This is a genomic window from Paraburkholderia sp. D15, from assembly GCF_029910215.1.
Classification (GTDB): domain Bacteria; phylum Pseudomonadota; class Gammaproteobacteria; order Burkholderiales; family Burkholderiaceae; genus Paraburkholderia.
The window spans coordinates 1,209,409-1,222,054 of the sequence record NZ_CP110396.1 but is presented as its reverse complement, the minus strand read 5'-3'; the positions used below and the strand labels follow the sequence as shown (position 1 = coordinate 1,222,054).

The following is a 12,646-nucleotide window of genomic DNA, read 5'->3' as shown; positions in this document are numbered from 1 at the left end:
GCCCCGTGTCTGTGCGTCATGCTCCGCGGCGAGGCAGGTTCGTCGCGCGGTGTGGATTGCGCAAAGGCGATCTGAATCGGAGTGAGGTGGATCAAAGCGAAACGAAGCAAAGCGAAGCGTGTGTCGACCGATTCGTCACTCAGCACGCAGCCGGGGCCGCCGCGCCGTTTTCGCATTCGGCCAGCAGCGACAGCAGCTTATCCAGCGCGAACGGTTTTCTCAGGAAGCCCTTCACCGGCAGCGAAGGCGTTTCGCCACTGCCGCTTGTCAAAATGACCGGCACGGAGGCCAGTTCGCGCGTCGCCCGCATCGATTCGATCAGCTCGGCGCCGTTCATTTTCGGCATGCGCCAATCGCACACTACCGCGCTGACGCGCGTGCGCTGCAGCCGTTCGAAAGCCTCGGCGCCGTCCGCTGCCGTGGCGACCGTGTAGCCACGGCCGACCAGCACGGCGCGTAGCGCGGATAAAGCCTCGGGTTGGTCGTCCACCAGTAAAACGCGACTCATAGTGCTTCTGCCTGAAATATTCGTGTGTTGTGGGTTGTCGTGGCGCCGCTCGCGCCGTCGAGGCCGCGCTATTAAGCAAACGCTGTGCCCGCAATCGTGTGCGATGCACGACGAATTTCCAATAAGAAACGATTGCGATGTCGCCGCGTGCCTCTCGATGTGGGGAATTCAGGCGCCACGCGGCCTGCGCGACATTCGCTTATCCCGTCCGTGTGCCATGCCTGACAAGCCAATGCGGGTTTTTCCGCGCGCCGGGCGCCGTAAATAGTGTTGCCGCCACAAAAACCCGCGTGTATAGTTTCCGAACTTACTCTTGTTTCGTATCGGAAATTAAAGGGATTCTCATGGACGCTTCCACCATCCTCGCCGACCTCGGCATCGCCCACGCGGCGCAAGCCGGCGACATTGCAGTTCATTCACCGATTACCGGCAATCTCATCGGCCGCGTGGCCAGCAACACGGTGGCGGAAGTGGACACGGCGCTTGCCCAGGCAAAAGACGCGTACACCGCGTGGCGCAATGTGCCCGCGCCGCGTCGCGGCGAACTGGTGCGTCTGCTCGGCAACCGTCTGCGCGAAAAGAAGCAGGCGCTCGGCAGCATCATCACGCTCGAGACCGGCAAGATCCTCCAGGAAGGTCTCGGCGAAGTGCAGGAAATGATCGACATCTGCGATTTCGCGGTCGGCCTGTCGCGTCAGCTCTACGGCCTGACGATCGCATCGGAGCGTCCGGGGCATCGTATGGCGGAAACGTGGCATCCCATGGGGACTTGCGTGGTGATTTCCGCGTTCAATTTTCCGGCGGCGGTGTGGTCGTGGAATGCGGCGCTCGCGCTGGTCTGCGGCAACGCGGTGATCTGGAAGCCGTCGGAAAAGACGCCGCTCACCGCGCTCGCCGTCAATCAGATCCTGAGCGAAGCGCTGCAGGAATTCGGCGACGCGCCGGCCGGGCTGACCGCGTTGATCAACGGCGGCCGCGACGTCGGCGCGAAACTGGTGGCCGACCCGCGCGCGTCGATCGTCAGCGCGACGGGCAGCACCGAAATGGGCCGCACGGTCGGCGTGGAAGTCGCGAAGCGTTTCGGCCGCTCGCTGCTCGAACTCGGCGGCAACAACGCGGGCATCGTCACGCAAACGGCGGATCATGAGCTCGCGATGCGCGGCATCCTGTTCTCGGCCGTCGGCACGGCGGGCCAGCGTTGCACGTCGCTGCGCCGGTTGTTCGTGCATGACAGCGTGTACGACAAGACCATCGAACGTCTGAAGCAACTTTACGCAAAGGTGCCGATCGGCAATCCGCTCGAAAAGGGCACGCTGATGGGGCCGCTGATCGACAAGCAATCGTATGGCCGCATGCAGGAAGCGTTGCAGCAGGCCACGGCCGAGGGTGGCAAGGTGTTCGGCGGCGAGCGCGTCGAGGTGGCCGGTTACGAGAACGGGTACTACGTGCGTCCGGCCATCGTCGAGATGCCGTCGCAAACCGACGTGGTGCTGAAGGAAACCTTCGCGCCGATTCTCTACGTGCTGCGTTACACCGATTTCGCGGAAGCGGTCGAAGCGAATAACGCGGCGGTGCATGGCTTGTCGTCGTGCGTGTTCACTACCGATCTGCGCGAAGCTGAACGCTTCCTGTCCGACGCGGGCAGCGATTGCGGCATCGCGAACGTCAACATCGGACCGAGCGGCGCGGAAATCGGCGGTGCGTTCGGCGGCGAGAAGGAAACCGGCGGCGGCCGCGAATCGGGTTCGGACGCGTGGAAGGCCTATATGCGCCGCGCGACCAACACGGTCAACTATTCGTCGGCATTGCCGCTTGCGCAGGGTATCGACTTCAATATCGGTTGATTGCGCACGGGTGTGTACGTGTAGTTGATCAGGAAAAGCGGCGCATCGTGCGCCGCTTTTCGTACGCAGGCTTCAGCCATGCTTCAGTAATCCGTTTGCGCCGCCCGGCGTAGTCGAGCGGCGACGCTACTCGTGGAGTGAGACGTGAGTGCCAAAGTCGTGATCGTCGGCGGTGGGGTGATCGGCAGTTCGATCGCGTATTTCTTGCGGCTGTCCGATCCGACAGTCGGGGTAACGGTGATCGAGCGCGATCCGACTTACGCAAGATCTTCCTCGGCGCTTTCCGCGGCGTCGATCCGTCAGCAATTCTCCACGCCCTTGTCCATTCAGATGTCGCTGTTCGGCATCGAGTTTCTGCGCTCCATCGGCGAGCGGCTCGAAGTGAATGGCGCACAGCCTTCGATCGATCTGCACGAAGGCGGCTATCTGTTTCTCGCGACGCCCGCGGGTGAAGCGACGCTGCGCGAGAATCACGCGCTGCAAAAAAGTCTCGGCGCCGATATCAGTTTGCTCGATGCTGCCGCGTTGCAGACGCGCTTTCCGTGGCTCAACACCGAAGATCTCGTGGCGGGTGCGTATGGCGAAAGCGGCGAGGGCTGGTTCGACGGCTATGGCCTGGTGCAGGCGCTGCGCAAGAAAGCGCAGGCGCTCGGCGCGCGTTATGTGGCCGACGACGTCACCGCGATCGATCGCGACGGCAAACGCGTCACGCAGGTGCGCACCGCGAGCGGCGAGATCTATCCGTGCGATGTCGTGGTGAACGCGGCAGGCGCGTGGTCGCGCCGCGTCGCGGAGATGGTCGGCATCGACATTCCGGTGTTCGCGCGTCGGCGCAGTATTTTCAATGTCACGTCGCCGGGGCAACTGGAACGGTGTCCGTTGCTGATCGACCCGAGTGGCGTGTATTTTCGTCCCGAGGGTCGCTCGTTTATTTGCGGCACGTCGCCTTCGCCGGAGAACGATCCCGACGATCTGCCGCTCGACGAAGTCGATCACGCGTTGTTCGACGACGTGATCTGGCCGACGCTCGCGCACCGCGTGCCGCAATTCGAAGCGCTGCGTGTGCAGAATTGCTGGTCTGGCTATTACGAATACAACGTGCTGGATCAGAACGCGATCATCGGCTATCACCCGGATGTCGATAACTGCATTTTCGCCAATGGTTTTAGCGGTCACGGTTTGCAGCAAGGTCCGGCGACGGGGCGTGGTATCAGCGAGTTGATCTTGCACGGGCGTTATACGTCGCTCGATCTCGGTTCGCTGAGCTTCACCCGCGTGCTGGAGAACCGGCCGATCGTGGAAAAGAACGTGGTGTGATCGCTCGGTCGATTGCGCCGGGATGATGCGGAAAACGCAATACGTAGTGCGTAGATATCGTTTGCCGCCTGCGTCGGCGGTGCGCACAATCGACGCCGTTCTACTACCGAATCACGCACAGGTCGATGGGTCGACAATGAGTTGACTCATCGACCGATGCATTCAACGGCTCGTCACCATGTTCGCCTTTACTCCCGCATTCGAAGCGCCCACCGGTTCGCCGATTCGCGAGCTGTTCAAATACCTCGCGCAGCCCGGCATGATCTCGTTTGCCGGCGGTTATCCGGCCACCGATCTCTTCGATCGCGAAGGCCTGGATGCAGCCGCGGCGCGGGCATCCCAACAGACCACCGCGTGTCTGCAATACGGACCGACCGATGGTCTTGCCGTCCTCAAGGATCAGCTCGCCAGTTTGATGACGCGCCGGGGCACGCCGTGCGCGGCGCAGGATCTGCTCGTGACGACGGGTTCGCAGCAGGGGTTCGATCTGCTGTTGCGCGTGATGGTTGCGGCGGGGGACGTGGTGCTGGTCGAGCAACCCGCGTATCCCGCGACTTTGCAGGCGCTCAAGCTGCAAGGGGCGGACGTGGTGACGCTGCCTGTCGATCACGATGGGCTCGACGTCGCGACGCTTGCCGCGCTACTCGACGCGGGTACGCTGCCGCGTGTGCCGAAGTTGTTGTATACGGTGCCGACATTCGCGAATCCGACGGGCGCGACGTTGTCGCTCGAACGTCGCAAGGCGTTGCTGGAGTTGGCGGCGCGTTACCGGTTTCTGATCGTCGAGGACGATCCGTACGGTGATCTGCGTTTCGATGGCGCGGCGTTGCCGTCATTGCTCGCGTTGAGCGATCAGGTGCCGGGCTCGCGTGACTGGGTGGTGCATTTTTCGAGTTTGTCGAAGATCGTCGCGCCGGGGTTGCGAGTGGGCTGGATGATTGCGCATGCGGAGATTTTGCGGCGTTGCGTGGTGGCTAAACAAACGGTCGATCTGTGCAGTTCGCCGTGGACGCAGGCGATTGCCGCGGAATATCTGGCACAGGGTTCTTTGGAGCGGCATCTGCCGCGAATCGTCGATGCTTATGCGAGGAAATGCCGCGCGTTGTGCGATGCATTGGAGACGCAGATGCCGGAGCATGTTGCGTTTCATCGGCCAGCCGGTGGGATGTTTGTGTGGGCGCGATTGAAGTCCGATGAGAATGCGGCGGATTATTTGCGGGCTTGTATCGAGAAGAATGTGATGTTCGTGCCGGGTGCCGCGTTCTATAAGGACAAGGTCGATCCGGCGGCGCTGAGGTTGTCGTTTGCCGCGCCGGGAGTGGAGGAGATTGAGGTGGGGGTGGGGAGGATGGGGGCGGCGATGGGGTGAGGGGCAACGCGGTGTCGGGACTGGCAATAAGATGTCGTTTAGAGATATTGCTTGCTGGGATGGCACTGACAGCCCCATGCATCAGTTGTTCGGCGGGAGCACGTTTTTATTTAGGTGGATCAGATAGGTTTTTGCGTCACCTTTGGTATGTTTGATGTCGCGGGTTTGTTGCCAGTGAACGATCCCTCAGCATCGGAAGAACAACCGTGATAGAGAACAGCAGTGGCAAGAGAAATATCTCGTCAAACGGGGCGGGGCGATATGCGCTGACAGTATCCGGCGACCCTTGGCCAGTAGACAGGCCGGACGCAGACCATCGACAATTTCTGTGGGCCGAAAAAGGACTGTTGTGGGAATCAATGAAGACATCAAACGGTTGCGTGATTGCGGCGAAGTGCGTTGTGGAATTTTGCCGTACTCGGCACCGACGCCCGCAGTTGTAGCGAAAGCGTTCGATCTGCGCGGTGACGACGTCTGCTATCGCGAAATCGATGAGCGTACAGCGCATTCTTTTGTTGCAGAGGTGCTGCATCGCGACCAGGCGTACAGCGTTGAGATCATGACGGCGGCTCAGGCGAAACAATTGACGGGGAAATTTTTCGAACAGTTCGGCGCTCAAGCTCGATACTTCACCAACAATTGGTGTCCAGTTACCGACGCGACGTTCGATGTGGGCGTCCTCGTAATCGGTGTCTTGCAGTCAGGGTGTCTCTGGGTCGAGGACGAAGACTAATGCAGCCGTGACGTTAGTGTCTGTCATATCCACCACGCTCGACCAAATTGCAGATGCTGTAAAAGTCTCGCCGCTGGCGATGTTCAAAAGCGATAGCAACGCGAATCTGGGCGACCTATTGAACGCCCTCGGAAAGACGGATCGTCTAATACAACCGATTCTGGAGACATGGAATAGCGCTGTCCTTCCGGTTTTTTCGCAAGTCCTTCGTGAGGACAAGGTGTCTACTGTGTTCCCGAAATGCGTGAATCCCCATTACGTTATCCCTCAGGTGCCATAGAGATTCATGTGAATCGTATATGTCATAGATCGCTTGCTGCCGGTCGCCGTCCAGGTCGATGCTGAATTTTTTGCCAGGCGGGGTATAGATGCTGCCGCACTATCCTGGCCCGACCATCCTGCACTGAAAGAAATCGCTCGTGATCTGGCGGCCCTGCACCGCAAGCCGTCGAGCGGAGTTCGAGGAACCAGAAAGATAAATTGAATTAGCTCGAATCTTGCTCTAACAGCGATGTCGCCGAAACTTCGAACCATTGCAGGAATAGACGGATTGCCTCGATAACGATGGACGCGGACGCTCGCAAAGACAGAATATGCCTCGTTTCCCCTGATCGAATGAGTACTTTCATCGGTTGTCCAGGCGGATAGAAGACGAATGCTTTGCCTTCGCGATCAAACTGCTCTCCCCAATTGGTCAGGAAATTGAAGCTTCTATATTTTTCCCAATCGCCCTTGCACTGTTTGACAGTTCGCTCGTCTTCAATCAGTTGATCGCCTCTTGCTGCATACAGCAGCCTGTCCAGTAGGTCCGTCAAGTGTTCATCTGTCAGGCCTTCAAACTCGTCAAGCCAGAGATTGGGAATTGTCGTCAGAAGCTGCTTGAAACCCAGATAGGCCGGATACAACGAGCAATAAGGGTTGCTAAAGTCGCCTATCGAAGTACCAGCGCACCATACTTGCATTCGCCCATAGACGGCGGATGGACGAGCAAGACCTGGCTCGATCATAGCCTCTATCGCAAACTCGGATTTCAAGCCGAATAACATCGATCAACGTCCATAGTTCAAGTGCAGTTCAATCGCCGCGCAATGTACTTCAAAGATCGCGCAAAAACCGGATCAACGCCTCGCTAACAACCTCCGGCGCCTCCTGCTGCAACCAGTGCCCCACTTCCGGTACGACTCGAGAAGCCGAAAGCCTCGGCACGATCCTCGGCATGCTATCGATGATTTCACGCATACCCGGCATCGCTAGCCCAGTGTCACGCTCGCCAACGAGGTATAGCGCAGGTACCTCGACCAGCCGCCCTTCCATTGCAGCCTGCAATTCCCAATTGCGACCGAGATTACGGTAGTAGTTCAGACCGCCGCGGAAGCCGCTCTCGCTGAAGGCCTTCACGAACCTCTCGAAATCGACAGGCGTGAGCCAGGCCGGCAGCGCAGGTGGATCAATCAGCGAATCGAGTAGTCCACCATTTCGCGGCACGAAGCCGAATGGATTGGGCGTAGTCGCGTCACGTACGCCGACATCGCCCGATGCCGAAAAATAGATCTTGCGCAAAGTAGCCGCAACGTCTCGCTCGAACTCCGCTTCGGCCAATCCGGGCTCGGAAAAGTAGTGCGTATAGAACCACGCCTGCTCGTTCTGCGGAAAAAGCCGGCTCGGCGCCATTGGCGCGCGGCCCATCATCGGCACGCCGAGCGCGGCGACGGCGCGAAAGCGATCAGGCCGAAGCTGCGCAGCTTGCCACGCAATCGAAGCGCCCCAGTCGTTTCCCACGATGACCGCGTCGCGCGCGCCAAGCATATCGACGAGCGCTACCAGATCGCCGACGACATCGAGCACCGTATAGCACTCGATTTCCGTTGGACATTCGCTCGACCCATAGCCGCGCAAATCGGGCGCCACCGCATGGAAGCCGGCGCGAGCCAGCGCCGCCAGCTGATGACGCCACGCATGCGAAGTCTCGGGAAAACCGTGACAAAGCAGCACCAATGGCCCCTTGCCCTCTTCAGCGACATGCAGGCGTAAGCCATTGGCTTCGATGAATGTTTGGCGGTAAGCGGTCATGGTTGCCCTGGCGAAAATGATTGTGCACGGAAACGCGGAGATAGCGTAACATCAAAAGTTGCACATTTACAATATTCCCGATCATGCAACGCGATACTCGACTGGCTCGACTTCTGCACGTTCTCATCCACATGCATCTTCGTGGCGGCGCCACCACGTCGGAAACAATCGCGCTGATGTTGCACACGAACCCTGCCTTCGTTCGCCGAACGATGGCGGCATTGCGCGAAGCGGGGTATGTCAATTCAACAGGTGGGCCTGGCGGAGGTTGGGCGCTTGCATGCGATCTAGGCGACCTCACGGTAAGAAACGTCTATGAGGCGATCGGCCACGCCGAGCCATTTGTCATCAGCGTTGCGGACGACAATCGCACTTGCCCGGTGGAAGCGGCGGTGAACCGCCATATCGGCGCGGCGCTGGATGCAGCGGAAAAAACTTTACTTGAATTACTGGGAGAGACGCGACTCTCGGAGATCGCGCGCGACGTCACGTCGTCGAGGCAACGCAAGCCGAAAAAGAAGGCCGAATGAGAACGCTCACGACGCAATACTTCTCCCGTCACACCTGAACGACTCAATCGACGATCACCGCGAAGCAAGCATACGACCGCCTAGTGCCACCAGCGCCACGCCTGCCGTCGCTTCAAGTGTGGCTTTGCGACGAACCAGCAGACGGCTGACAGCAGGTTGCGATGCGAGCAATGCAAGGCCGCCGTACCAGCTCAATGAAATAGCTGCGGCAAGCGCCACGAGCGTTACCCCGAACCACATCGGCGCATGAGGGGGGACGAGAAGGGCGAACACGCTGCCATAGAACGCCATCGACTTCGGGCTCGTCATGCTGACGAAATAGCCTTTCTTCGCGGCATTCCAATCGGACGTAACGGCTTTGTTCTCGACAACCAATGGCCGACGCGCCGTCACGATCATCTTGACGCCAAGCCAGATCAGATAGATTGCGCCCGCCGTTCTGAGCACGGTGTCGATCCAGCTCACGTGCGAGAGCACCAGACCTAGTCCCGCAGTCGCAATCAATGCCCATGTGGCGGAAGCGGCGGCCAGCCCGATGCTGGTCGCCACGCCGGCACGCCGCGACGCGACGGCCGTCGACGTGACGATGACGAAGTTAGGTCCGGGACTTGCCACACTCAGTAGCAATACACCAGCCAGCGTCAGCAAAGTCGTCACATAGTCCATGGTGGTTCCCGTTGAGCACATTGATCCCGTGTGATTGTCCACGATTAAACGGATCTTTGCCGGCGTTGTCGTTGCTGTCTCGCGAACGCGCCGCGCGCGGCTTGCTCGATGTGTTCAGTGACGTTCAAGACGTTCTTTCTCGCCACGCGTTACTCGTAAAAAAGCCGTCTTTTTTTCAATGGCGTTTTTTGAGGGTTATAAGACCTTTGCGCCATTAGCTCCCCCTTCCATAATTGCCGGCGACATCGGGCTAAAAGCAGTGCCTCGAAGCGTTTGCGCTTTGGGGCCTGCCACTCGATCAATCGCGACGCAAAAAAGGAACACGAGATGAGATTGAAGAACAAAACGGCTTTAATCACCGGCGGTACGAGCGGAATAGGTCTCGCGACCGCCAGGCTTTTCATCGCGGAAGGCGCGCGGGTAGCGGTGACAGGGCGTGATGCCGCCGCATTGGAGCGCACGAGGATTGAACTCGGCGAAAACGCGCTCGCTTTCAAAGGCGATGTCCGTTCTCTCGACGATATGAAGGTTATCGCGGCGGAGATAAAAGAGAAGTTCGGTGGCCTGGACGTCGTATTCGCCAATGCCGGCCGCGCTTTCCCGTCCGCACTCAACGACATCGACGACGCGCTGTACGACGACATCATGGACATCAACGTCAAGGGCGTCGTGCACACGATCCAGGCGACGCTACCGCATTTGCGCGAGGGCGCATCGGTCATTCTGAATACGTCTTTCGTCGCGCAGACCGGCGCGCACGGCATCTCGTTGACAGCGGCGGCAAAAGCCGCCGTCCGGTCGCTTGCCCGCAGTTGGTCCTACGAATTTCTGGACCGCAAGATCCGTTTCAATGCGATCGCCCCCGGCGCAATCGACACGCCACTGATGAGCAAATGGGGCATGCCCGACGAGTGGGTTCGCAGCCGTAAAGCCGAGTTCGCCACGGCTATTCCAGTGGGGCATCTGGGCAAGGCGGAAGACATCGCCAACGCCGCGCTCTATCTCGCCAGCGATGAATCTTCCTATGTCGTCGGCACCGAACTGGTCGTCGATGGCGGCGCTTCGCAGCTTTAAGCCATCGTCTCGCGTTTCACAGGAACACATCACAATGACACACGACACCGAAAATCATCCCGCCGAAGGGCGATCAGCCGACGTAGTCCGTTCGCGCCGCGACGTATTGAAACTGGGAAGCATCGCTACGCTCGGCGCCATCCTCGGCGGCGGCGTACTGCTTGGCCACAACACACCCGCTTTAGCGGACACGGACAGCGCGCCGCTGCTGTCGCCGAACGATCCGCTCAACATCGTCATCGCCGTCTATCCCGGCGGGACGCTGCTCGACTTTGCCGGCCCGAGCGAGGTATTCCACCGCATACCTAACACGACCGTTCGCTATGCGAGTGTCGATGGCGGTCCCGTGACGCTCGAATTTGGCGTCGTGTACGGCAAGACCGAGCGGCTGGCGGATATCGCCAAGGCCGACCTCATTCTGGTGCCCGGCGGCGCCGACATGAGGGCGGCCATGCGGCCGGAGTATCTTGCGCAGATTCGTCGCTTATCCGAGAGCGCGAAGTTCATCACATCGGTTTGCACAGGATCGCTCGCACTCGCCGCAGCGGGTGTGCTCAACGGCAAGCGCAGCGCCTGCCATTGGGCCTTCGTCAACAAGCTGGCGCTGTATGGCGCGATTCCCGTTCCCGACCGTTTCGTCGAGGACGACAATGGCCGCTTCATGAGCGGCGGCGGTGTGACCTCGGGGATCGACTTCGCGCTGCGTGTCGCCGCCAGATTGAGAGGCGCGCAAAGTGCGGAATTCGCGCAACTCCTGATCGAATACGATCCGGATCCGCCGTACCACTCCGGTCATCCGAGAAGTGCGCCGCCCGCAATCCTGGCAATGGTCGAAGAGAAATTGCCCGGTGCGACCAAAGGACTCGCTGCGTTGCCTGGCGTTCGGTAACTTCGAAAAAGAACCGCGACTGACAGGACAGTATCTGCCGCACCTGCAGCAAGCAGGTGTGGCGCTCTGTCTTTCGCGTCACCATTGACGACTGGAAATCATTGAATGCGACGAAATCATCTTTACGTTGCTGCATTGGCAGTGTGTCTCTCTCTTGCAGCGTTCGACGTTTCGGCGAGTACTCATGGCCAGCATTCGCTCGAAGTGGCGATCAAGGCCGAAAACACGCGATGGGCAGAAGCCTTTGGCCGAGGCGACTATAAGGCGATCGGACGCCTGTACACGGAAGACGGTGCGCTTTTGCCGCCCGGTGGCGAGAGAATCATTGGCGCTAACGCAATTACCGAGTACTTCACGAAGGGGCACACTGAAACCACGCCTGATATCTTGTCCTTCAGCAACGAAGAATTCTATGGCGACGGCAAGGCCATGACGGAAGTCTCGGATGCCGAAATACGCGATCAGCGTGGCAACGTCAAATTCCGCGGCAAGCAGATCCTGATCTTCGTGAAGCAGGGTGGCGTGTGGAAACTGCACCGGGACATGTGGAGTAGCTCGAGCAACTGAAACACATCGGTGCGTCGAGGTCATTCATTCGGTTACCGCTCGCCGTTCAATCGACTCGCGCGCCGGATCGATTGCGGCGGATGTCCGTGCAGTTTGACGAAAGCTCGGCGCATCCGCTCCGGATCGGTGAATCCCACGGCGAGCGCGATCTGTTCGATGGGCTCGCTGCCGTCCTGAAGGCGCAATCGCGCGGCTTCGACGCGCAAGCGCTCGACTGCCTTCGCCGGCGTTTCACCGGTTTCCCGCCGAAATGCGCGGCCGAATTGACGCAGACTCAAACTCGCGGCTTCCGCCAGTCGCTCGACCGGCAGTGCTTCAGTCAGATGCTCCCGCGCGAAATTCAGCGCGATGCGGATACGGTCCGACTCGGGTTCCATTTGCGACATCGCGGAGAACTGCGACTGACCGCCCGGCCGACGATACGGCACGACCAGAAATCTGGCGATGGTCCGCGCGACGTCCGAGCCCATATCCCGTTCGATCATGGCGAGCGCCAGATCGATGCCCGCGGCAATGCCTGCCGACGTCCAGACGTGCCCATCCATTGTGTAGATGCTGTCGCCGACAACCTTGATGCGGGGAAAACGCGCTTGCAATTGCGCGGTGTACTGCCAATGCGTGGTGGCTCTGCGTCCTTCCAGCATGCCGGTTTCCGCCAGCAGAAACGCGCCGGTGCACACGCTTGCGACCCGCGAGGTTCTGGCGGCCAGTCGCGTGGCAGCCATGACGTTTTCCGCCGTTTGCATCGGCGCGATAGTGCCGCCGACGAAGATAACGGTGTCGAAAGTACGTCTACCGACGGGCTTCGTCTCGATCGGCAGGCCCGTATTGCCGATAACCGGGCCGCCCGGTTGCGAGATCACATGAAGGGCATAAGGCGAGCGGCCGGCGGCTGCGGCCACCTGATTGAAAGCCGAAAGCGGTCCGGCCAGATCGAGCGCATCGTGGCCGTGACAAACGAAGAATCCAACGCGATGTGTCATGAGCTACTTAACCGGTCACTCAGGGGTGGTGACGTAGTTTAAATAAAACCCTCAAATCGCGCCATTGCTGCTTAACGGCTCGTTTGTATCATCGAA

General features: G+C 59.7%; 13 protein-coding genes. 8 read left to right on the top strand and 5 right to left on the bottom strand.

All coding sequences use genetic code 11. The features are described 5' to 3' along the window. Positions 1-139 precede the first annotated feature (139 nt). Entirely contained in the window at positions 140-508 is a 369-nt protein-coding gene (locus tag LFL96_RS25265; RefSeq protein ID WP_281003422.1) for a response regulator, read from the bottom strand. Positions 509-852: 344 nt separating this feature from the next. On the opposite strand from LFL96_RS25265, the gene LFL96_RS25260 reads away from it, so the two are divergent. From LFL96_RS25260 to LFL96_RS25245, 4 genes are all read left to right on the top strand, one after another. Further along, on the top strand, positions 853-2,352 hold the full coding sequence (locus LFL96_RS25260) for an aldehyde dehydrogenase family protein (protein WP_281003421.1): 1,500 nt from the start codon (positions 853-855) through the stop codon (positions 2,350-2,352). A gap of 144 nt (positions 2,353-2,496) precedes the next feature. After that, positions 2,497-3,669, top strand: coding sequence for an FAD-binding oxidoreductase (locus tag LFL96_RS25255; protein WP_281003420.1), 1,173 nt, complete (start codon positions 2,497-2,499; stop codon positions 3,667-3,669). Between the two features lie 178 nt (positions 3,670-3,847). Further along, positions 3,848-5,038: a PLP-dependent aminotransferase family protein gene (locus LFL96_RS25250; protein WP_281003419.1), complete on the top strand. Its 1,191-nt coding sequence runs from the start codon at positions 3,848-3,850 to the stop codon at positions 5,036-5,038. Positions 5,039-5,387: 349 nt separating this feature from the next. Further along, on the top strand, positions 5,388-5,771 hold the full coding sequence (locus tag LFL96_RS25245; RefSeq protein ID WP_281003418.1) for a hypothetical protein: 384 nt from the start codon (positions 5,388-5,390) through the stop codon (positions 5,769-5,771). A gap of 485 nt (positions 5,772-6,256) precedes the next feature. Here LFL96_RS25245 and LFL96_RS25240 read toward each other — a convergent pair whose 3' ends face one another. Next, on the bottom strand, positions 6,257-6,817 hold the full coding sequence (locus LFL96_RS25240; protein ID WP_281003417.1) for a hypothetical protein: 561 nt from the start codon (positions 6,815-6,817) through the stop codon (positions 6,257-6,259). 49 nt (positions 6,818-6,866) lie between these two features. After that, complete coding sequence (locus tag LFL96_RS25235; protein ID WP_281003416.1) at positions 6,867-7,841, bottom strand: alpha/beta hydrolase; 975 nt, start codon at positions 7,839-7,841, stop codon at positions 6,867-6,869. 83 nt (positions 7,842-7,924) lie between these two features. Here LFL96_RS25235 and LFL96_RS25230 point away from each other — a divergent pair, with 83 nt between their 5' ends. After that, positions 7,925-8,371 carry an Rrf2 family transcriptional regulator gene (locus LFL96_RS25230; RefSeq protein ID WP_281003415.1) on the top strand — a complete coding sequence of 149 codons (447 nt, stop codon included), beginning with the start codon at positions 7,925-7,927 and terminating at the stop codon, positions 8,369-8,371. A 54-nt stretch (positions 8,372-8,425) separates the two neighbouring features. Here the strand turns inward: LFL96_RS25230 and LFL96_RS25225 are convergent, their stop codons facing one another. Continuing rightward, a complete protein-coding gene (locus LFL96_RS25225; protein WP_281003414.1) occupies positions 8,426-9,037 on the bottom strand; it encodes a LysE family transporter in 612 nt (203 codons plus the stop codon). A 327-nt stretch (positions 9,038-9,364) separates the two neighbouring features. Here LFL96_RS25225 and LFL96_RS25220 point away from each other — a divergent pair, with 327 nt between their 5' ends. From LFL96_RS25220 to LFL96_RS25210, 3 genes are all read left to right on the top strand, one after another. Next, entirely contained in the window at positions 9,365-10,111 is a 747-nt protein-coding gene (locus tag LFL96_RS25220; protein ID WP_281003413.1) for an SDR family oxidoreductase, read from the top strand. A 34-nt stretch (positions 10,112-10,145) separates the two neighbouring features. Then, the gene (locus LFL96_RS25215; protein ID WP_281003860.1) at positions 10,146-11,000 is read left to right on the top strand and encodes a DJ-1/PfpI family protein; all 855 of its coding nucleotides are present in this window, start codon (positions 10,146-10,148) and stop codon (positions 10,998-11,000) included. A 105-nt stretch (positions 11,001-11,105) separates the two neighbouring features. Then, a complete protein-coding gene (locus tag LFL96_RS25210; RefSeq protein ID WP_281003412.1) occupies positions 11,106-11,567 on the top strand; it encodes a DUF4440 domain-containing protein in 462 nt (153 codons plus the stop codon). 32 nt (positions 11,568-11,599) lie between these two features. On the opposite strand, the gene LFL96_RS25205 is transcribed toward LFL96_RS25210, so the two are convergent. Next, positions 11,600-12,550 (bottom strand): helix-turn-helix domain-containing protein, encoded by a 951-nt coding sequence (locus LFL96_RS25205; RefSeq protein ID WP_281003411.1) that lies wholly within the window; start codon positions 12,548-12,550, stop codon positions 11,600-11,602. Positions 12,551-12,646: the final 96 nt, after the last annotated feature.